The following is a 20,886-nucleotide window of genomic DNA, read 5'->3' as shown; positions in this document are numbered from 1 at the left end:
GGTGTCCCGGTCTGTTGTAAACTCAACAGGCCGACCCATCCTCTATTGATAAAACGAGGTTGCTGAATGACAGAAAAACGCAAGGGTGAGGGTGATAAGCTGCTCTACTGCTCTTTTTGCGGCAAAAGCCAGCATGAAGTGCGTAAGCTGATCGCTGGCCCTTCCGTCTACATATGTGATGAGTGTGTCGAGCTGTGCAACGACATCATCCGCGAGGAGATCCGCGAGATCTCTCCCAAGCGTGATGGTAACGAGCTGCCGACCCCTCATCAGATCCGCGCTCATCTCGATGACTATGTGATCGGGCAGGAGTACGCCAAGAAGGTGTTGGCCGTTGCCGTCTACAACCACTACAAGCGCCTGCGTAACAGCGGCGAAAACAGTGGTGTGGAACTGGGCAAGTCCAACATTCTGCTGATTGGCCCGACCGGTAGCGGCAAGACCCTGCTGGCCGAGACTCTGGCTCGCCTGCTGGATGTGCCGTTCACCATGGCCGATGCGACCACCCTGACCGAAGCCGGTTATGTGGGCGAGGACGTGGAGAACATCATCCAGAAGCTGCTGCAAAAGTGCGACTACGATGTGGAGAAGGCCCAGCGTGGCATCGTCTACATCGACGAGATCGACAAGATCTCCCGCAAGTCGGACAACCCTTCCATTACCCGCGATGTCTCCGGGGAAGGGGTGCAGCAGGCCCTGCTCAAGCTGATCGAAGGGACCATCGCTTCTGTACCGCCGCAAGGTGGTCGCAAGCATCCGCAGCAGGAGTTCTTGCAGGTTGATACCTCCAAGATCCTCTTCATCTGTGGTGGTGCCTTTGCCGGTCTGGACAAGGTGATCGAGCAGCGTTCCGTCAAGGGAACCGGTATCGGTTTTGGCGCCGAGGTGAAGTCCAAGGATGCCAAGGCCTCCTTGAGCGAAACCTTCGCCAAGGTGGAGCCGGAAGATCTGATCAAGTACGGTCTGATCCCCGAGTTCATCGGCCGTCTGCCGGTGGTGGCTACCCTGACCGAACTGGACGAGGCTGCCCTCATCCAGATCCTGCAAGAGCCGAAAAATGCGCTGACCAAGCAGTATGCCGCGCTGTTCGATCTGGAAGGGGTTGAGCTGGAGTTCCGTGAAGATGCGCTGCACGCCATTGCCCGCAAGGCGATGGAGCGTAAAACCGGTGCTCGTGGTCTGCGTTCCATCGTAGAAGCTGTGCTGCTCGATACCATGTATGACCTGCCTTCTCTGGAAGGGGTCAGCAAGGTGGTGATCGACGAGACAGTGATCAAAGGGGACTCAGCGCCCTTGATGATCTACGAAAATCCTGAGACTCAAGCTGCCGCATCAGAGTAACAGTCTGATTTTTAATCAAATGGAAGGGGCTTTTTGCCCCTTTCATGCTTTTTGCGGTTTAGACGATTGAATCTCGTTGGAGCGCCCCCATATACTCAGCCAAGCGCTTTGCCAACGGTATAACAAGCCGAGAGGACATATATGAACCTAGAGCGTTCAGAACGCATCGAGATTCCCGTCCTGCCTCTTCGTGACGTGGTGGTTTATCCCCACATGGTCATTCCACTCTTTGTGGGGCGGGAAAAATCCATTCGCTGTCTGGAAGCGGCCATGGAGCAGGACAAGAAAGTTCTGCTGGTGGCCCAGAAGGATGCGTCAACCGATGAGCCGACTGTGGAGGAGATCTTCACCGTCGGGACAGTGGCCAATATTCTGCAGATGCTCAAACTGCCGGATGGCACCGTCAAGGTGCTGGTAGAAGGTGGGCAGCGTGCTCGCCTGGAGCGGATGATCGACGACAAGGACTTCTTTGTCTGCGAGGCCCAGTACATCTCCTCCAAGGCCATTGACGACAAGGATCAGGAAGTTCTGGTTCGCTCCGCCATCGGCCAGTTTGAAGGTTACATCAAGCTCAACAAGAAGATCCCGCCCGAGGTGCTCACCTCGATTTCGGCGATCGACGATGCTGCGCGTCTGGCCGATACCATGGCCGCTCACATGCCGCTCAAGCTGGAAGACAAGCAGAAGGTGCTGGAGATTGTCTCTGTCTCCGAGCGCATCGAATTCCTGATGGCGATGATGGAGTCGGAGATCGACCTGCTGCAGGTCGAGAAACGTATCCGTACTCGCGTCAAGAAGCAGATGGAGAAGAGCCAGCGCGAGTATTACCTCAACGAGCAGATGAAGGCCATCCAGAAAGAGCTGGGTGAGCTGGAAGATAGCCCGGATGAGTTCGAAGCCCTCAATCGCAAGATTGAAGAGGCGGGCATGCCGGAAGAGGCCCGTGAAAAGGCCCAGGCCGAGCTTGCCAAGCTGAAGATGATGTCTCCCATGTCTGCCGAGGCTACCGTGGTTCGCAGCTATGTGGACTGGATGGTACAGGTGCCGTGGAAGGCGCGCTCCAAGGTCAAGAAAGACCTGGGCAAGGCGCAAGAGGTGCTGGATGCCGATCACTATGGCCTTGAGAAGGTCAAGGATCGCATCCTCGAATATCTGGCGGTACAGGCGCGGGTGAACAAGCTCAAGGGCCCCATCCTCTGTCTGGTTGGCCCTCCCGGTGTCGGCAAGACCTCGCTGGGCCAGTCCATCGCCAAGGCGACTGGCCGCAAATATGTGCGGATGGCCTTGGGTGGAGTGCGTGACGAGGCGGAGATCCGCGGTCATCGTCGTACCTACATCGGTTCCATGCCCGGCAAGCTCATCCAGAAGATGGCGAAAGTTGGTGTGAAGAACCCGCTGTTCCTGCTCGACGAAATAGACAAGATGAGCTCGGACATGCGTGGTGATCCCGCTTCCGCTCTACTGGAGGTACTGGATCCCGAGCAGAACAACAGCTTCAACGATCACTACCTGGAAGTGGATTATGACCTGTCGGACGTCATGTTCGTGGCCACCTCCAACTCCATGAACATCCCGGGTCCGTTGCTGGATCGGATGGAAGTGATCCGTCTCTCCGGTTACACCGAAGATGAGAAGCTCAACATTGCCAAGCAGCATCTGGTTGCCAAGCAGATCCAGCGCAACGGCCTGAAAGCCTCCGAGATTACCATCGAGGACTCGGCACTGGTCGGGGTGATCCGTTACTACACCCGTGAAGCCGGGGTGCGGAGTCTGGAGCGCGAAATCTCCAAGATTTGTCGCAAAGCGGTCAAGCGCATTCTGCTGGACAAGAGCATCAAGCATGTTCAGGTCAATCAGGAGAACCTCAAGGAGTTCCTCGGGGTGCAGCGCTTCGATTACGGCAAGGCCACCGACCAGAACCAGATTGGTCAGGTATGTGGTCTGGCGTGGACCGAGGTGGGGGGCGACCTGCTCACCATCGAGACCACCAACATGCCGGGCAAGGGCAAGCTCACTTACACCGGTTCTTTGGGTGATGTGATGCAGGAGTCTATCCAGGCTGCCATGACCGTCGTTCGAGCCCGTGCCGAGAAGCTGCGTATCAACGCCGACTTCTATGAGAAGCGTGACATTCATGTGCACGTACCGGAAGGGGCAACCCCGAAAGATGGCCCGAGCGCCGGTATCGCCATGTGTACTGCGCTGGTTTCCAGCTTGACCGGTAATCCGGTTCGTGCTGATGTGGCCATGACAGGTGAAATCACCTTGCGTGGTGAAGTGCTGCCCATCGGTGGTCTCAAAGAGAAACTGCTGGCCGCTCACCGTGGTGGTATCAAGCGTGTGCTGATCCCGAAAGAGAACGAACGTGACCTTGAGGAGATCCCGGCAAACGTCAAACAAGACCTTGAAATCTATCCCGTTCGCTGGATAGACGAAGTGCTGGAACTGGCGTTGCAGGACAATCCACAAGGGTTTGAGCGCGTTTCTGTCGTGTAAATTTTGATGCGCCGCAAATTTGGCGCATTCGGGGGGTGGTTAAGGCTTGCATGCATCCCATAACGGAAGTAGCCTTGACCACCGATCGGGTTCTCGTGATAAGTCGCAATGCGTTGTGTGGCGCGGGTTTGCGCCAGATTGTCACTTGCAACTGGTCAGGAGGCTTGCTATAAAACCTCCACTTGTTGTGGCCAGGGAAATCAGCGCCGCAGCGGTGTTCGATAAAAGGGGAATATAAGAGTGAATAAATCTCAACTGATTGACAAGATTGCAGACGGTGCTGATATCTCCAAGGCTGCAGCCGGCCGTGCGTTGGATGCCTTCATTGACGCTGTGGGTGAAGCTCTGAAAGAGGGTGACCAGGTTGCTCTGGTTGGTTTCGGTACTTTCGCTGTACGCGAGCGTGCTGCCCGTTCTGGCCGTAACCCGCAAACTGGCGCGACCATCGAAATCGCTGCTGGTAAAGTTCCTGCCTTCAAAGCCGGTAAGGCCCTGAAAGACGCGGTCAACTAAGTCGGGTGCCGATGATATGTCGGCTACCGTCCTTGGTCGCAGACCAGACAGGTTAGAGAGTCCTCTCTCATACTGATTGACCAAGGCGCATCGCAATCGGTGCGCCTTTTCATTATTTACGCCCATCGAGTTCGGGAGCATAAGTACAAACATGATGTTGGATAAACTACGCGAAGGGGCGCAAGGCAAGGTAGCCAAGGTTATCTTGGGCCTGATCATCCTCTCCTTTGCTTTGGCTGGTGTAGGTAGTTACCTGAATGGTCCGGCCCGTACCGCCCCCGCCACTGTCAACGGCACAGATATCAGTGCAGCCGCGCTGGAGAACGCCTACCGCAACGAGCGCGCCCGCATGGAATCCCAGATGGGAGAGGCATTCAGCCAGCTGGCCGCGAACCCCGATTACATGAAACAGTTCCGCCGCGGTGTGCTGGATCGCCTGATCGATCAGGCGTTGCTGGACAGCAAGGCTCGCGAGCTGGGTCTGCGCGTCAGTGATGAGCAGATCAAGCAGGCCATCGTCGCCATGCCCGAGTTTGCCGAGAACGGCAAGTTCAACAATGATCGCTACCTGCAGCTGATCCGTCGTGCCGGCATGACTCCCGAAATGTTCCGCGACTCCCTGCGTCAGGACATGGTGCGTCAACAGCTGATGAGTGCCCTGCTGGGTACCGAGTTCTCCCTCAAGGGTGAAGCCGAACAGCTCGACAAGCTCTACAACCAGACTCGCGATCTGCGTCTGGTGCGTCTGGCGGCCGCCAACTACGTGGCTGACGTACAGGTTTCCGACAACGAGCTGGAGCAGTACTACAAGGCCAATGGCGCCCACTTCATGAATGACGAGCAGGTGAAAGTAGACTACCTGCTGCTGGATGCGACCAACCTCGCCAAGGATATCAAGGTCACCGAACAGGATGCCCAGGATTACTACGACCAGCATCAGGATCTGTTCCAGCGTCCCGAGCGTCGTCATGTTGCTCACATCCTGATCCCGTTTGGCAAGGATGAGAAAGCGGCCGAGCAGAAAGCAGAAGCCGTGTTGGCCAAAGCCAAGGAGGGCGATGATTTCGCCGCGCTGGCCAAGGCTGACTCCTCCGATACCTTCTCCGCCAAAAAAGGCGGCGAGCTGGACTGGTTCGAAAAAGGGGTGATGGATCCGTCCTTCGAGAAGGCTGCCTTTGCCCTGAACAAGGCGGGCGATCTCTCCGCCGTCGTCAAGAGCCCGTTCGGTTTCCATATCATCAAGCTGCTGGGGGTTGAGCCTGCTCAAACCAAGCCGTTTGCTGACGTGAAGGAAGAGACTATCAACCGTCTGCAGAGCGACAAGGCCAAAGAGCGCTTCTTTGCCGAGCAGCAGAAGATGGCTGACAACAGCTTCGAAAACCCCGATTCGCTGGACATGACCGCCGAGGCCATGGGTCTGAAGGTGCAATCCTCCGACTACTTCAGCCAGGGTTCTGCACCTGCTCCGCTTAACGATCCCAAGGTTCTCTCCGTGGCGTTCTCCGAGCAGCTGCGCGATGACAACACCAACTCCGACGTGATCGAGCTGGCTGACGGCAAGGCGCTGGTGCTGCACATCACCGGTCACAAGCCCAAAGCGGTCAAGCCGCTGGCCGAGGTCAAAGAGCAGGTGATTGCCGCCATCAAGCACGACAAGGCCGGTGAAGTGGCTCGTGGCAAGGCCCAGGGCCTGCTGGACAAGCTCAAGGCTGGCAAGAGCATCGATGGCGATCTGGCTGCGCTGGGTCTGAAGGTGCAAACCCACAAAGGGGTATCCCGCTTCGATCGCGAGATGGATCAGAATCTGGTTACCGAAGCCTTCACGCTGCCCCATCCCAAGGATGGCAAGCCGAGCGTGGCGCTGGTTGCCGAGAGCAACGGTGACCGCGTCGTGGTTGCGTTGGACAAGGTGAACGTACCTGCCGAGCCTTCCAAGATGGTTGCCATGCTGCAAGGTCAGCTGGGTCAGGGCAAAGCACAGGTGGATTACAAGTCTCTGATCGACGAGCTGCGCAAAGTGGCCAAGATCGAGTACTTCACCAGCGTGGAAGCGACTGTCGAGTAATCGTCAGTTCAATCCAGTGAAAACGGCTCCTTGATGGAGCCGTTTTTTTATCTGTGGGTGAGGGAGATACTTAACCCAGCTCCCAGCTCTCTGTGATCGCTGTACAGCCGTAAGCCATATCAGTCGCCATAAACATGGGACATAAAAAAACCGGCACATGTGTGCCGGTTTTTCATTGCGAGCTTGTGCTGCGCAGGGGTTACACCACGCCCTGAGTACGCAGGTAATCCTCGTAGGTACCGCCGAAGTCGCGGATGCCATCTTCGCTCAGCTCCAGAATGCGGGTCGCGAGAGAGGAGACGAATTCGCGGTCGTGGGAGACGAAGATCAGGGTGCCCTTGTACATCTCGAGAGCCAGGTTCAAGGATTCGATAGATTCCATGTCCAGGTGGTTGGTCGGCTCATCCATGATCAGGATGTTGGGGCGCTGCATCATCAGCTTGCCGAACAGCATGCGACCCTGTTCACCACCGGAGAGTACTTTGACCGGCTTCTTGATGTCGTCTTGGGAGAACAGTAGGCGACCCAGCACGGAGCGCACAGCCTGTTCGTCTTCGTTCTCCTGTTTCCACTGGGCCATCCAGTCGAATACATTGAGGTCGGTGTCGAAATCTTCGGCGTGATCCTGGGCGTAGTAACCGATCTGGGCGTTCTCGGACCACTTGATGGTGCCGGTATCCGGTGCCAAATCCCCGACCAGTGTCTTGATCAGGGTCGATTTACCGATACCGTTGGTACCCAGAATAGCGACCTTCTCACCCACTTCCAGCATCATGTTGAGGCCCTTGAACAGGGGACCGTCGCCATAACCTTTGGACAGGCCTTCGATCTCCAGAATGTTGCGGTAGAGCTTCTTCTCCTGCTCGAAGCGGATGAAGGGGTTCTGACGGCTGGAGACCTTCACTTCCTCAATCTTGATCTTGTCGATCTGCTTGAGGCGGGAGGTCGCCTGACTGGACTTGGAAGCGTTGGCACTGAAACGGGAGACGAAGGATTGCAGATCGGCGATCTGGGCCTTCTTCTTGGCGTTGTCAGCCAGCAGACGCTCGCGCGCCTGGGTGGCGGCCAGCATGTAGTCATCGTAGTTGCCCGGATAGACGCGCAGCTCGCCGTAATCCAGATCCGCCATGTGGGTACAGACGGAGTTCAGGAAGTGACGGTCGTGAGAGATGATGATCATGGTGCTTTCACGATCGTTGAGCACCTGTTCCAGCCAGCGAATGGTGTTGATGTCCAGGTTGTTGGTCGGTTCGTCCAGCAGCAGGATATCGGGGTTGGAGAACAGCGCCTGTGCCAGCAGCACCCGCAGTTTCCAGCCTGGTGCGACTTCGCTCATCGGGCCGTTGTGCTGCTCGATAGGAATACCGGCACCCAGCAGCAGCTCGCCTGCGCGGGATTCTGCGGTATAGCCGTCATACTCGGCGACCAGACCTTCCAGCTCGGCAGCCTTCATGTAGTCATCGTCGGTCGCTTCGAGGTTGGCGTAGATGGCATCGCGCTCGGCGATGGCAGCCCACAGCTCGGTGTGACCCATCATGACCACGTCCAGTACGCGCATCTCTTCGTAGGCGAACTGATCCTGACGCAGCTTACCGATCCGCTCATTGACGTCCAGGCTCACATTACCGCCAGTGGGCTCCAGATCGCCGCCGAGGATCTTCATGAAGGTGGACTTGCCACAGCCGTTGGCGCCAATAAGGCCATAGCGGTTGCCGCCGCCAAACTTGACGTTGATATTCTCAAACAGCGGCTTGGCGCCGAATTGCATGGTGATGTTATTGCTGCTTAACAAAATGAGTGTCCCGGTTGGTCTGTCAAATGGCGCGCATTATGGCACAGATCCCCCAAAAGTTTTAGCAAGAACTGTGATCTGGATCGGTCAGAAGCGTATTTGGCCGTTGAGGGATCCAGTATGAAAAAAGCCGGCACGAGGCCGGCTTGGTTGTGTCATCCAATCATCAGTGGGAGGTGGCGCCAGAGGCACCCAGCCCGGTTTGGGAGCGAACGAATTGCGGCAGGAACTTGGCATGCTCGTCAGCCGCGCTCTGGGAGCTGTCGGTGATGGAGAAGAACCAGATCCCGACAAACGCCAGCCCCATGGAGAAGAGCGCCGGGTACTCGTAGGGGAAGATGGCCTGGGCATGGCCCAGCACTTTCACCCACACGGTCGGGCCCAGGATCATCAGGGTCACCGCGCTCACCAGCCCCAGCCAACCACCGTAGACGGCGCCACGAGTGGTCAGGCGTGACCAGAACATGGAGAGGAACAACACCGGGAAGTTACAGCTGGCGGCGATGGAGAAGGCCAGACCCACCATGAAGGCGATGTTCTGCTTCTCGAACAGGATGCCAAGACCGATGGCGACGACACCCAGTACCACGGTAGTGAGCTTGGAGACCCGCAGCTCGTCAGCTTCGTTGGCCTTGCCCTTCTTGATGACACTGGCATAGAGGTCATGGGAGACCGCTGATGCACCCGCCAGGGTCAGCCCGGAGACCACCGCCAGAATGGTAGCGAAGGCGACCGCAGAGATGAAGCCGAGGAACAGGCTGCCACCGACTGCATCGGCCAAGTGTATCGCCGCCATGTTGGTGCCGCCCAGCAGGGCGCCAGTGGCATCCTTGAAGGCCGGATTGGTGCTGACCAGCAGGATGGCGCCAAAGCCGATGATAAAGGTGAGGATGTAGAAGTAACCGATAAAGCCGGTGGCGTAGAAGACGCTCTTGCGCGCTTCCTTGGCATCGCTCACGGTGAAGAAACGCATCAGGATGTGAGGCAGGCCGGCGGTGCCGAACATCAGTGCCAGACCGAGCGAGATGGCGGAGATGGGGTCAGCGACCAGACCACCCGGGCTCATGATGGCGATCCCTTTCTCGTGTACCTTCACCGCTTCGCTAAAGAGGGTGCCGATGTCGAAGTTGACCGATTTCATCACCATGATGGCCATGAAGCTGGCACCGGAGAGCAGCATCACTGCCTTGATGATCTGCACCCATGTGGTGGCCAGCATGCCGCCAAACAGCACGTAGAGCACCATCAGGATACCGACCAGTACCACGGCAACATGATATTGGAGGCCGAACAACAGCTCGATGAGTTTGCCGGCACCGACCATCTGGGCGATGAGATAGAGGGCGACCACCACCAGCGAGCCGCAGGCGGAGAGGGTACGCACCTCGGTCTGCTTGAGGCGGTAGGAGGCGACATCGGCGAAGGTATATTTACCGAGGTTGCGCAGCCGCTCTGCGATCAGGAACAGAATGATGGGCCAGCCCACCAGAAAGCCGATGGAGTAGATGAGGCCATCGTAGCCAGAGGTGTAGACCAGCGCCGAGATCCCGAGGAAGGAGGCGGCGGACATGTAGTCGCCAGCGATGGCCAGGCCATTCTGGAAGCCGGTGATGCGGCCACCCGCTGCATAGTAGTCAGAGGCCGAGCGGTTGCGTTTGGAGGCCCAGTAGGTGATGAACAGGGTGGCGGCCACGAAGACTACGAACATCAGAATGGCCGAGATGTTGAGGGGCTGGCGATGCACCTCGCCACTTATCGCATCGGCGGCCAGCAGGGGTGAAGAGGCCAGTGAGGCCAGCAGCAAGAGTTTGCCTTTCATTTTTTCACTCCCTTGAGGATCTTCTGGTTCAGCTCGTCAAACTCGCCGTTGGCACGAAACACATAGACACCGGTCAGCACGAAAGAGGAGAGGATCAACCCCACTCCGACCGGGATGCCGCGGGTAATGGTCGACCCCTCGCTGAGCGGGGTGCCGAGCCAACCGGGATCAAAGGCGATGAGCAGGATAAAGGCCAGGTAGAGTCCCAGCATCATAGCCGAGAGGGCCCAGGCAAAACGCTGGCGCTTGGCGACCAGCTCCTGGAAGGTGGGATCTTGCTGGATCCTCAGATAGCTTTGCTGTTCCATTGCAGTTCTCCATGACATATGAGTGTCAGCGGTGGATGGGGTAACCCCGACGAGCAGGTAATCTGCTCATGTAAGCAAAATGTGAATTAAATGTTATTGCTCGACAATTAGACTTTGGGATAAGTCAGCGCAGAGCCCCGGGTCAGGCAGAGATAGACAAGTGCTGCCGTGGTGGCATCGGCCAGCGCATCGTGAGCGGGCAGGGCAGGCAGCGCCAGATGGCGGCAGATCGCCTCCAGATGAAGATCGATAACGGCATCGGGATAACGACGATAGAGGTGATCGTGATAGAGCTGGCTCACCTCTATGCCTCGTTGTGGGAGGGTCAATCCCCACAATTTCAGGCAAGCCAGGTTGAGAATACGCAGGTCATAGGCGATGTGATAACCCACCAGTTCGCGTGGGCCGATAAAGTCGAGCAGCAGGCGCAGCGCGGCTTCCAGCGTCATACCCTGTTGCAGATCCTGATGGCGCAGACCGTGGATCACCACCGACTGTTCGCTAAGTGTGGCGGGCGCTTGCACCTTGATGGTGAGCGCCTCGCCGGTCAGCAGTCGATTGCCCTGGATGCGCACCGCACCGATAGAGACGATCTCGGCTTGCTCGGGATCAAGGCTGGTGGTCTCGAAATCGAGGGCGACCAGCTCATCATCGGGAGGAGGCTGGAATAACCGGGCGAACTCCCCTTGCCGGAAGTCCCGGCCATACCAGATGCGGCGAAGATGGCTCAACATGGCTATTGCCTCAGACGAAAGTGCAAGGTGAGCCACTGCTGGAATTTCTTCACCTGATGCAGTGCCTGACGCAGCAGATCCCGTTCGCTATGGCTGAGCTCGCTGACCTGTACCCGGCTGTTGCCCCCCTTGAGCTGGCTGCGCAGTCGCAACCGGATAAAGAGCCGAAACGCTTCGGCCAGGTTGGTGCCAAAGCTGGCGCTGAGCCGCTCTGCGGTTACCAACGCATCGATACGCCCCAGGGTCGAGGTCTCCAGAATACCCGCTTCAAGGGCCAGCATGCGGATGCCATGGACCAGCGGGAACAGGCCGCCGCGCTTGAGATCAAGCCCTTCGGGACGCTGCTCAAGCCGGCCAAACAGGGTGAGGGGGGCGTGAAAGGCCACCGCCGGTCGCACCATCTCTGCCAGCAGATCCCGCCGCTCGGCCAGCTGCTCGCGCAGCGCTCTGGCAACAGGCAGATGGAGCTGGCGATTTCCGGCGATGGGGTGGGCATCAGCCAGCGTGGCCAGCCAGAGCAGCTCCTCCTCACTGGCCGTGGTGCAGGCGCTGGCAATGGCGCTTTGCCACTCCTCACCCGTTTTTACCCATGCCGGATTGTTCACCATTACTTGGCCGGGGCAGAGGGGGTAGCCGAGGCGCTCCAGCAGCGCACTGAATGCGGCCAGATCGGCGCCCTGGGTGGGCCACGCCAGCGCTTCTGGCAGGATCAGGGCATTATCCTGATCGGTTTTGAGGATCTGCTCGCCACGACCCTCCGAGCCCAGCATCAGCAAACAGACCTTCTCTTGCACCTCGGGCGGGATCATCAGCGCAAAGGCCTTGGCGATCAGCTGCTCGTTGATGGTGGCGATGAGCTTCATCAAAAAGGCGGTGTGGATCCCTTGGGCAAACAGCGAGCGGGTCAGCTGTTGCTGTTCGCGGGCGACCGCCTCCAGCGCGGGCAGAGTGTCGGCGCGGGCGATACGCAACGTCAGTACGTGGGAGTGGGTAGAGAAGAGCCCCAACACCTGAGTCAGTTGCAGGATGCCCGCCACCTCGTTGCCACGCCACACCACCAGTCGCTTGATGCGATGGCGGGTCATCAGCAGCAAGGCATCAAACAGATAGCTCTCCAGCGGCAGACCGATGAGCGGCGTAGGGGTCAGTACCGAGAGGGGCGCCTCCAGCGGCAGTCCCTTGAGGGTCAGGGCGTGGAGCAGGGTCTTGCGGGTGGCCAGCGTGAGCGAACCGTCGTGGGCGGGGTAGAGCAGACAATCTGTCCCCTGAGCGACCATGGCCTCGGTGGCTGCCAGCAATGACAGCCTGCTGTCGACGATAAGCGGCGCTTGCAAATGACCGGGTTCGATGCGGGTCAGGATAAATTCTGCCAGATTCTTCTGTCCCAGCTGTTCGCGCAGCTCCTGCTGGCGCTGGCGTTCGGCCAGATTGGCGGTGAAGTAGCTGGCAAACTGCGAGTCTTGTTCGCAGAGAGAAAGAAAGGCCGAGCGGGGGATAAGCTGGCAGAGGGTGTCTTCCAGCGCAATAAAAGTATGGCGGCAGCGGCCGTCAAATTGGGCCCGCACATCGAACAGGTCATCGACCCCGTAGTCACCAAACTGGTGGTGGGGAGCCGACTCTTCCACCGCCCCCTTGATGACGAGATAGAGCCCGGGAGGTTCATCTCCCGCGTTGAGCAGAGTATCGCCAGCGCGAAAGTAGCAGAGCGAGAGGTGGCGGGAGAGCTGTTCACGCGCCTCTGCATCCAGCCGGTCAAACGGTGGTCTGGCAAAATTGAACAGAATTGACATGACTGCGTCCTCTAGCGGGATATGGCACCCCTTGTGCCCAGTGTGACAAAGGGGAACCGCGCCGACCAGCCGACTTTAGTCTCAGCTGTACCGTCTGTTCACACTCTGATAACTTTGTGGTATGACCAGTGTGTTCATTATCGGGATCAAGGAGAGGACAGGGGAGATGGAAAAACCAAGGGTCAAGTGCGAGGTCCACGACGGCATCGCCGAAGTGATGCTGATGCGGGGAGAGAAACTCAATGCGCTGGACAGGGCTATGTTCAGCGCCATTGATGAGACGCTGACGCAACTTGCACAATTGAAGGGATTGCGAGCGGTGATTCTGCACGGGGAGGGGCGGGCCTTTTGTGCCGGGTTGGATGTGAAATCGATGCTGCGCCAACCGGTTGCCGCTCTCGATATTCTCAAACGCGAGGCAGACGAGGCGACCAATCTGGCCCAGCGGGTCGCCTATGGCTGGCATCAGCTGCCGGTGCCGGTGATTGCGGTCACCCAGGGGGTCTGTTTTGGTGGTGGCTTGCAGATTGCCCTGGGCGCCGATTTTCGCTTTAGCACCCCCGATTGCCGCTTCTCGGTGATGGAGATCAAGTGGGGCATCATCCCCGACATGAGCGGCAGCGTCACCATGCGCAACCTGATGGGGTTGGATACCGCCATGGAGCTGGCCATGAGCGGGCGCGAGCTGGATGCGGTTGAGGCGAAATCCCTCGGGATGGTGAGCCGGGTCTGCGCCGATCCGTTGGTGGAAGCGCGGGAGTTTGCCCGCACCCTCATCACCAAATCGCCGGATGCGCTGGCGGGGATCAAGCAGCTCTACAGTCAGGCCTGGGCGCGCAGTGATGAGGCGATGCTGAAAGAAGAGACCCGTTTGCAAAAGCAGATTTTGGGACGTCCTAATCAGTGGCGCGCCACCTTCAACAGCCTGTTTCGTTGGCGGCTGCCCTTTGGGCCGCGTCGCAACGCACTCTGAGGTGGAACAACAGGAAAAGAAAATGGCAGCCGAGGCTGCCATTTTTTATACGCGCGTTAGAGGCTTGTCTCAGGAGATCTTGCGATCCAGATCCGGCTCGAAGGGGTGACCAGATTTCTCCTGCTCCAGGTTGTCTTCGGAGCGATGGCCAGCCCAGTAGTCGGCGTTTTTGATGCCGAGCTTCTCCGGGTGGAATACCGGATCCAGCCCTTTGGCTTGCTGCGCTTCATAGTCGCGCAGACAGGCAAAGGCGGTCTTTTGCAGCAGCAGGATGGCGATGATGTTGAGCCAGGCCATCAGACCTACCCCGATATCACCCATGCCCCAGGCGAGCTCGGCGGTCTTGACGGTACCGTAGACGGTAGAGGCCATCAGGGTCAGCTTGAGCACAAAAGTCAGCCAGGGACGGTTCACCTTACGGTTGATGTAGGCGATGTTGGTCTCGGCGATGTAGTAGTAGGCGACGATGGTGGTGAACGCGAAGAAGAACAGCGCGATGGCCACGAACATGCTGCCAAAGCCCGGCATCATGCTCTCCATGGCGGTCTGCACATACCCAGGGCCTGCCGCCACACCAGCAATACCAGTATAGAGGGCAGTACCATCCGGCCCTTGCACGTTATAGAGGCCGGAGATCAGCAGCATAAAGCCGGTGGCGGAGCAGACGAACAGGGTGTCGATGTAGACGGAGAACGCCTGCACCAGACCCTGCTTGGCCGGGTGACTCACTGCGGCAGCAGAGGAGGCGTGCGGCCCGGTACCCTGACCCGCTTCGTTGGAGTAGACCCCGCGCTTGACCCCCCACATGATGGCCAGACCCAGAATGGCGCCAAAGCCGGCATCAAAACCGAAGGCGCTTTTCCAGATCAGCAACAGCACGCCCGGCAGGGCAGAGATATTGAGGGCGATGATGACGCAGGCCACGATGATGTAGCCCAGCGCCATAAAGGGCACCACGGTACTGGCAAAGTTGGCGATGCGCTTGACACCACCGAAAATGATGAAGCCGAGCAGCAGTGCCAGACCGGCCGCGGTCACGTTCGGATCGATATCAAACGCAGTCTGCAGGCTGGCGCCGATGGAGTTGGCTTGCACGCCCGGCAGCAGTACACCGCATGCGAATATGGTGGCGATGGCAAACGTCCAGGCATACCACTTCATGCCAAGCCCTTTCTCGATGTAGAAGGCCGGCCCGCCGCGGTATTCGCCGTTGATCTTCTCCTTGTAGACCTGACCCAGGGTGGACTCCACGAAGGCGGAGCTGGAGCCGAGGAAGGCTACCATCCACATCCAGAACATGGCGCCCGGGCCACCGAAGGTAATGGCGGTGGCAACACCGGCAATGTTGCCGGTGCCGACGCGACCGGCGAGGGTCATGGCCAGCGCCTGGAAGGAGGAGACCCCCGCATCCGTGCTCTTGCCATCAAACATCAGCCGGACCATTTCGGCCATATGGCGCAGTTGCAAAAAGCGGCTGCGCACTGAGAAGTAGAGGCCTACCCCCAGACACAGATAGATGAGCGCAGGGCTCCAGATCACACCGTTGATAGCATTGACGATCTCATTCATCTACAACAACTCCTTTGTTGTTTTGTGTTGTACTTCCGGCGAGATCTCTGTCTCGCTCGCTGTCATTGTGTTACGCCAATTGTTAACAAATGAGTTAACAGGTTGGCGCTGTGGTGAAGTGTTCGGCAGGGCACGATAGTGCGCCATGCATGGGCTGTAACATATCGAGTTGTTCCGGCGCTTCCCAGCGAAAAATGTTGCGTTGTTGCAATTTTGTGAATTGACAACTGCGTTGCGATAATGGCATGCGCTATTTTCTGTGACCAGAGATACCCGCTACCATGCTGATCTGCGTCTGCCGGAGCAGCCAGGATCCCGTTAAGCAAACAAAAGGCCAATCATGCAAATGTTCCCTGCTCCACTCGTTATCCGCGCTCCTTTACCGTCGGATGCCACTGCCATGGCCCACCTCTTTACCCAACTAGGGTATGCTGCAGAGGTTGATGAGCTGCTGCAACGTCTGTTGGGGCAGGATGCTGCCACCCGCGTCTTGCTGGCCGAGCAGGCTGAGACAGTGGTCGGCGTGCTGGTATGGCACTGGCTGCAACCACTGCATGTTGCACCTGCATGGGGCCTGATCTCGGCGCTGGTCGTCGATGATCGTGCAAGGGGAGGGGGCATTGGTGCTGCGTTATTATGTGAGGCCGAGCGTCAGGCTCGCGAAGCCGGGTGCAGTCAGCTGGAGCTTTCCAGCAGCCTCAAGCGCGAAGATGCCCACCGCTTCTATCTGGCGCAGGCATATCAGGAGCGGCCCAAACGATTCGTCAAACTGTTGTAAAGAGAAAATGAGAAGGAGTGGGCGTGCTGAGATTGTTCAACTGGTTTCGTGGCCGTGGCACGGTGAAAATGAGCGAAGAAGAGGAAGAGCTGTGGCTACGTGCGCTTACTGTTGTGCCGATCTTGCAGGGGCTTACCGAGAGTGAGCAACAAACTCTGATAAGTCTGGGCCGTCAGCTACTCAAGCGCAAAACTCTGACCCAGCTTGGTGTTACCTTAAGCGAGCGCCAGCAAGCCATTCTGGCACTGCAGGCGGCTCTGCCTATCCTGCATCTTGGCGTTGACTGGTATCGCGGTTTTCACGAGATCATCATTATTCCCGAGCCCGTGACCCGACGGCAGGAGGTGCAGGATGAGTTTGGGCTGGTGAGCGAGGTGGAAGAGGAGAATGCCGGTGAGTCCTGGCCCCAGGGGCCGCTGGTATTGGCCTGGAGCGAGCTGCAACTGGATGGTGACTGGGATGGCTTCAATCTGGTGATCCACGAGCTTGCCCACAAGATAGACATGCTGGGGGGCGAGGCGGATGGAGCGCCGCCACTGCCGGGGCATATGAGCCGGCAGGAGTGGCAGCAGGTGTTCCAGCATGCTTTTGATGTGCTCTGCCAGCAACTCGATCAGGGTGAGGCTCCCGCCATCGACCCCTATGCGGCCGAGCATCCGGCCGAGTTCTTCGCGGTCTGCTGCGAGCACTTTTTTACCGACCCGTTGCGCCTGCGCAGTGTCTATCCCGAGGTTTACCGCCAACTGACACTGCTGTTTGGCCAGGAGCCGGCGCGCCGTTTTCCGCCGACCCGCCTGTTGGCCGGGGATGGCGAGGGCATGCTGTTGTGAATCCGGATTAACAACATGGCAGATAGCAAAAAGGCACCCGAGGGTGCCTTTTTTCAAGCTTGAGCGTGCGCCAATCAGGCAGCGGCTTTCAGCTGGACTGCGGCGGCTTTCTTGTGATCGCCGATCGGCAGGATGGTGCGGCCATACTGCTCGTTCAGTACGGTAGCCATGGCCAGATAGATGGCGCTGGCGCCGCAGATGATGCCTTCGAAACCGGCGATGGTGCCGATCAGGGTGCTGCCAGTGAAGTCACGGGCGGCCAGCAGGAAGAACAGCACGGTCAGGGAAGCGAACACGAACTGCTTCACGCGCGGGTAGTTGACGGTACCGATCAGCATGAACAGGGTGAACACACCCCACATCAGCAGGTACCAGCCCATGTAGGCGTGCGGAGTCGCTTCGGCCAGACCCATGGTCGGCATGATGAGCAGGACAACCAGGCTCAGCCAGAACAGGCCATAGGAGGTGAAGGCAGTTACACCGAAGGTGTTGCCGCGCTTGTACTCCATGATGCCCGCGATGATCTGGGCAATGCCGCCATAGCACAGGCCCATGGCCAGGATCATGGCACTGATGGGGAAGAAACCTGCGTTATGGATGTTCAGCAGAATGGTGGTCATACCGAAACCCATCAGACCCAGGGGGGCAGGGTTGGCCAATTTTTCGCTCACGTGGCGTTCTCCAAAAATAGAGGTGGGGTTAACAAAAAGACGCGCGATTTTAGGCAGCTTGTAAAACTGCCGCAAGGGGGGGAAGGGACTAAACCGTAAAAAAATTACGTATTTATTTGCAATGACGCCCAATTGTTCAGCAGGCCAGCCGATTTCGTGAGCAAAAGGTGTCAAAATAGTTGAGGGGTTGTATTTTTATTACGCGCAGGCGAACCGGATGAGGAGAAGCTCACTCATCCAGTGTCAGTACCACTTTGGCCTCCTTGTCCTCTTCCTTGACCTGACTGTCCAGCACAAACAGCCGCTCTGGCGTGATCCCCTGGGCATCCACCAAAAACTCCTTGGTGTTTTGTGCCCGGCGCATGGCGAGATTGCGCAGGGACTTGGCGGTGATGAGCTGTTGCTCCTGCAGCAGGGCAACCGCCTGAGCCCGCAGCGCCGCGCTCTTTTCATCAAGATGCAGGCGGTCGGCGAGATCTCCCAGATCTTCCCCGAAGCGATCTTCATAGGCCTGTGCCAGGGCATCTTGCATATCCTTATCCTGCTCCAGCAGATCGAGATCGACCTGATTGCCGGTGAGTTTGGCGAGGGCCCGCTCCAGTTTTTGCCTCTGCAGGATGGGGCGCTCTTCATTGAAGTTGACCTTACCACGGATATTCATGCTGAGCTTGGGGCGATCTTTGAGAGCTTGCGCCAGCTTGGTCAGCTTCTCTTGCTGGGTCTGGGTGAGATCCGGATCGCCCGGCAGAAAGGTGATTTCGTCGAGATCTTCACTGCCGCCAGCCAGAGAGGCGAGCAACGAGAAGGGGGAGGTGATCGCCTTGCTCAGGGTGTTGCCAAGCACATCCCAGAAGATATTGCCGAGGCTGAAGTCGGGCTGGTCAAGATTGCCCTTCACCTTGAGGTTCATCTGGATGACGCCGTTGGCATCACTCAACAGCGCGATGGCCAGACCGAGTGGCAGATCCTTTGCTTGCTCACTCTTGATCTTCTCACCCAGTTGCAATTTCTTGATGGTGATGTCGTTGTCCCCTTCCAGCCGTTTGCCTTCCAGCTTGTAGTGCAGCTTCACCGAGAGCTGCCCCTTGTCGATTGCGTAACCGGCATAGGTGCCCGAGTAAGGGGTAAAGGTGGTCAACTCCAGATTGTTGAAGGCGACCGCAATGTCGAGCACCGGATCGGCGACCAGTAGGTTGGTGCCGCCGCGGATGGTTACCGGGGCGTAGCGATCCACCTTGCCATTCAAGGAGAGTTCGGAGCGCTGGCCCGGGATGTTGCTGATGTGGCGGCTCTGGCCGCCCAGCGAAGCAATATCGGCCACGAAATCCTGGCTCAGGCTGCGGTCGGCAAAGCGGAGGTTGCCCTGCTCGGTGCGCAGCTCATCGATGGTGAATTGAAACGCGGGTGCTGCTTTGTTGTTCTTGCTCTGGGAGACTTCGGCTTTACCCTTGGCCGACGCTGGGGCGGTCAGCAGCAGTTGCTGGATATTGGTGACGCCATTTTCGTTGATCTCGATGCGGGCGAAAGGCTTGGTCAGCGCCACATCCTTGATCTTCATCTTCTGGCTGATGCCGTCGTAATCGAGGCCGGTCAGCTTCAGGTCGTTGATTTCGAGCAGTCTCTGGTTATCGGCCCGATCGACCACCTTGAGGGTATGGATATCGAGCCCCCCTTGCAGCGTCAGCTTGTTCAGTTCCCCTTGCTCTGTGGTTGCCAGCGCCAGCTTGGTTTTACTGCTGAGCTCGCCCTCTTTCACCTTGATCCGCAGCAGATCGTTCAGATAGGGCTGGGCCAACACAAGAGGAAGTGCCTGCTGGGTTATCTCACCACTGAGGGTAAAGGGGGTCATGGTCAGCTGGCCATCAAAGGCGAGGGGACTCTTCTGGTTGAAACGGGTCGAGAGCGTCACTTTGCTCTGCTGTTCGCTCTTGCTGCCAAGCGGGCCTAATGACAGCTGCAGGTCGGATAGCTGTCGTGCCAGTGGTTTGCCACTGCTCGCTTCGGTGAGGGTGATATCCCCCTTGTTGATGGCGATCTGGTTGATCTGCCACTGCCATGGTTTGCTGGCGGGGGCCGGTTTCTCTTTTTTCTCTTTGCTCGGCTTGGCTGATGGTTGATCGAGCAATAGTTCGGCCAGATCCAGCTCCTGCCGTTCATTGATTGTGGCCTTGAGGTGTGGCTGTTGCAGGGTGATTTTGCCGATATGCAGGGATTGTTTGTTGCCATCCACAGCAAGTTCAGCGATGGCCAGCTGGCTGAAGCGGGCAAATTCCTCACCCTTGTCGTGCTTCATTTGCCAGTTATCGAGCGTCAGCTTGCCTTTTGACAATTGCCACTCGATCCCTTTCTTGCCGTTTTTCAGCTGATATTCCACCTCTGCCCCGGCATTACCCTGGGTCAGTGCCAGTTTGAGATAGGGGGCCCAGAGTGGGGCAAAGGGTTTGATGTCGAGTTGCTTGAGGCTTGCCTTGCCCTGACCCATGCCGCTGGTGATATCCAGCTTGCCTTGGGCACTCAACGTGCTCTTGCCGTTGAGGGTGGCAGCCAGCTGGTAGGCGGTGAGGTGTTCTTCGGATGTACTCAGCCCCTCCAGTTGCAGCGCCAGTTTATCGAGCTTGACTGAGGGCACCCAGCCGGGTTCGCTCGCCTTGCGTTTATCCAGGTAGGCGAGTTGTCCATCGGTCAGCGCAATACGGCCAATATCAACGATAACAGGGGCAGTTTCCGGTTCTGCTTGGGCTACGGGGGTAGGTGCAAGCAGAGTTGCCAGCGCATCGGTCAGGTTGAGCCGAACGTCCCCCTTTTTGTCGCTCAGTCGCTGCACCAGCACCACCGGCCTGGTCAGCGTGACGTCGCTGAGTACCACGCGTTTTTGCTGCCAGCTTGTTTTCAGTTCCGGGATAATCTGTAGATGGTCAAAGTTGACGATGGGCTGCTGTTTGTCATCGAGCAGTGAACTGAAGCCGATTGTCAGAGCGGGGTGACGCAAGCTGACATCGATCTCGCCCAGAGTGAGGTGAATGCCGTAGCGATCGGCCAGCCAGCCGGGCAGGTAGCGCTGGATCAGCCGCGGAGTTTGCCACAGCAACAGGGAAACGAGGATAAGGAGTAGCAGGAGTGCGTAGACCAGGTAGCGCAACCGGCGAGCTCGGGGGGATGCGGGCATGGTGGTCTCCATTTGATGCACTCCCATTCGGTTCCCGTCAT

The 20,886-nt window shown here is 58.0% G+C and carries 15 protein-coding genes; 7 read left to right on the top strand and 8 right to left on the bottom strand.

Annotated elements, in window-relative coordinates:
* Positions 1-66 precede the first annotated feature (66 nt).
* From clpX to ppiD, 4 genes are all read left to right on the top strand, one after another.
* Positions 67-1,341: an ATP-dependent protease ATP-binding subunit ClpX gene (gene clpX / locus LG31_RS0103525; RefSeq protein ID WP_033113123.1), complete on the top strand. Its 1,275-nt coding sequence runs from the start codon at positions 67-69 to the stop codon at positions 1,339-1,341.
* 141 nt (positions 1,342-1,482) lie between these two features.
* Positions 1,483-3,837, top strand: a complete 2,355-nt coding sequence (gene lon / locus LG31_RS0103520) for an endopeptidase La (protein ID WP_033113122.1) — start codon at positions 1,483-1,485, stop codon at positions 3,835-3,837.
* A gap of 240 nt (positions 3,838-4,077) precedes the next feature.
* Positions 4,078-4,350, top strand: a complete 273-nt coding sequence (gene hupB / locus LG31_RS0103515; RefSeq protein ID WP_005315375.1) for a nucleoid-associated protein HU-beta — start codon at positions 4,078-4,080, stop codon at positions 4,348-4,350.
* A 151-nt stretch (positions 4,351-4,501) separates the two neighbouring features.
* Positions 4,502-6,415, top strand: a complete 1,914-nt coding sequence (gene ppiD, locus LG31_RS0103510; protein WP_033113121.1) for a peptidylprolyl isomerase — start codon at positions 4,502-4,504, stop codon at positions 6,413-6,415.
* Positions 6,416-6,614: 199 nt separating this feature from the next.
* On the opposite strand, the gene LG31_RS0103505 is transcribed toward ppiD, so the two are convergent.
* The 5 genes from LG31_RS0103505 to LG31_RS0103485 form a co-directional block, all read right to left on the bottom strand.
* Complete coding sequence (locus LG31_RS0103505) at positions 6,615-8,207, bottom strand: ABC-F family ATPase (RefSeq protein WP_033113120.1); 1,593 nt, start codon at positions 8,205-8,207, stop codon at positions 6,615-6,617.
* A 166-nt stretch (positions 8,208-8,373) separates the two neighbouring features.
* Positions 8,374-10,026, bottom strand: coding sequence for a cation acetate symporter (locus LG31_RS0103500; RefSeq protein ID WP_033113119.1), 1,653 nt, complete (start codon positions 10,024-10,026; stop codon positions 8,374-8,376).
* A complete protein-coding gene (locus LG31_RS0103495) occupies positions 10,023-10,334 on the bottom strand; it encodes a DUF485 domain-containing protein (protein WP_033113118.1) in 312 nt (103 codons plus the stop codon). Before LG31_RS0103495 ends, LG31_RS0103500 begins: the two co-directional genes overlap by 4 nt.
* Positions 10,335-10,441: 107 nt before the next feature.
* The gene (locus LG31_RS0103490; protein ID WP_033113117.1) at positions 10,442-11,068 is read right to left on the bottom strand and encodes a 3'-5' exonuclease; all 627 of its coding nucleotides are present in this window, start codon (positions 11,066-11,068) and stop codon (positions 10,442-10,444) included.
* A gap of 2 nt (positions 11,069-11,070) precedes the next feature.
* A complete protein-coding gene (locus tag LG31_RS0103485; RefSeq protein WP_033113116.1) occupies positions 11,071-12,858 on the bottom strand; it encodes a putative nucleotidyltransferase substrate binding domain-containing protein in 1,788 nt (595 codons plus the stop codon).
* A gap of 166 nt (positions 12,859-13,024) precedes the next feature.
* Here LG31_RS0103485 and LG31_RS0103480 point away from each other — a divergent pair, with 166 nt between their 5' ends.
* On the top strand, positions 13,025-13,831 hold the full coding sequence (locus tag LG31_RS0103480; RefSeq protein ID WP_033113115.1) for a crotonase/enoyl-CoA hydratase family protein: 807 nt from the start codon (positions 13,025-13,027) through the stop codon (positions 13,829-13,831).
* 69 nt (positions 13,832-13,900) lie between these two features.
* Here LG31_RS0103480 and LG31_RS0103475 read toward each other — a convergent pair whose 3' ends face one another.
* Entirely contained in the window at positions 13,901-15,400 is a 1,500-nt protein-coding gene (locus tag LG31_RS0103475) for an alanine/glycine:cation symporter family protein (RefSeq protein WP_033113114.1), read from the bottom strand.
* A gap of 340 nt (positions 15,401-15,740) precedes the next feature.
* Between LG31_RS0103475 and LG31_RS0103470 the strand changes: the two genes are divergently transcribed.
* Both LG31_RS0103470 and LG31_RS0103465 read left to right on the top strand, forming a co-directional pair.
* Complete coding sequence (locus LG31_RS0103470) at positions 15,741-16,178, top strand: GNAT family N-acetyltransferase (protein ID WP_033113113.1); 438 nt, start codon at positions 15,741-15,743, stop codon at positions 16,176-16,178.
* Positions 16,179-16,210: 32 nt separating this feature from the next.
* A complete protein-coding gene (locus tag LG31_RS0103465; protein WP_274518908.1) occupies positions 16,211-17,008 on the top strand; it encodes a M90 family metallopeptidase in 798 nt (265 codons plus the stop codon).
* A 74-nt stretch (positions 17,009-17,082) separates the two neighbouring features.
* On the opposite strand, the gene LG31_RS0103460 is transcribed toward LG31_RS0103465, so the two are convergent.
* Positions 17,083-17,679 (bottom strand): acetate uptake transporter, encoded by a 597-nt coding sequence (locus LG31_RS0103460; RefSeq protein WP_033113111.1) that lies wholly within the window; start codon positions 17,677-17,679, stop codon positions 17,083-17,085.
* A gap of 229 nt (positions 17,680-17,908) precedes the next feature.
* Complete coding sequence (locus LG31_RS0103455) at positions 17,909-20,857, bottom strand: DUF748 domain-containing protein (protein ID WP_084059520.1); 2,949 nt, start codon at positions 20,855-20,857, stop codon at positions 17,909-17,911.
* Between the last annotated feature and the right edge of the window lie 29 nt (positions 20,858-20,886).

This window comes from Aeromonas lacus, assembly GCF_000764665.1.
Classification (GTDB): Bacteria; Pseudomonadota; Gammaproteobacteria; order Enterobacterales; family Aeromonadaceae; genus Aeromonas; species Aeromonas lacus.
Note: the sequence above shows the minus strand (reverse complement) of the source record. Positions and strands in the feature narration are given on the sequence as shown.

Bases quoted from the DNA above. Each gene is read 5' to 3' on its own strand.
- ppiD (WP_033113121.1), top strand. From the start codon at position 4,502: ATGATGTTGGATAAACTACGCGAAGGGGCGCAAGGCAAGGTAGCCAAG.
- LG31_RS0103480 (WP_033113115.1), top strand. From the start codon at position 13,025: ATGGAAAAACCAAGGGTCAAGTGCGAGGTCCACGACGGCATCGCCGAA.
- LG31_RS0103500 (WP_033113119.1), bottom strand. From the start codon at position 10,026: ATGAAAGGCAAACTCTTGCTGCTGGCCTCACTGGCCTCTTCACCCCTG.
- LG31_RS0103470 (WP_033113113.1), top strand. From the start codon at position 15,741: ATGCAAATGTTCCCTGCTCCACTCGTTATCCGCGCTCCTTTACCGTCG.
- LG31_RS0103455 (WP_084059520.1), bottom strand. From the start codon at position 20,857: ATGGAGACCACCATGCCCGCATCCCCCCGAGCTCGCCGGTTGCGCTAC.
- LG31_RS0103490 (WP_033113117.1), bottom strand. From the start codon at position 11,068: ATGTTGAGCCATCTTCGCCGCATCTGGTATGGCCGGGACTTCCGGCAA.
- LG31_RS0103485 (WP_033113116.1), bottom strand. From the start codon at position 12,858: ATGTCAATTCTGTTCAATTTTGCCAGACCACCGTTTGACCGGCTGGAT.
- clpX (WP_033113123.1), top strand. From the start codon at position 67: ATGACAGAAAAACGCAAGGGTGAGGGTGATAAGCTGCTCTACTGCTCT.
- LG31_RS0103475 (WP_033113114.1), bottom strand. From the start codon at position 15,400: ATGAATGAGATCGTCAATGCTATCAACGGTGTGATCTGGAGCCCTGCG.
- lon (WP_033113122.1), top strand. From the start codon at position 1,483: ATGAACCTAGAGCGTTCAGAACGCATCGAGATTCCCGTCCTGCCTCTT.
- LG31_RS0103495 (WP_033113118.1), bottom strand. From the start codon at position 10,334: ATGGAACAGCAAAGCTATCTGAGGATCCAGCAAGATCCCACCTTCCAG.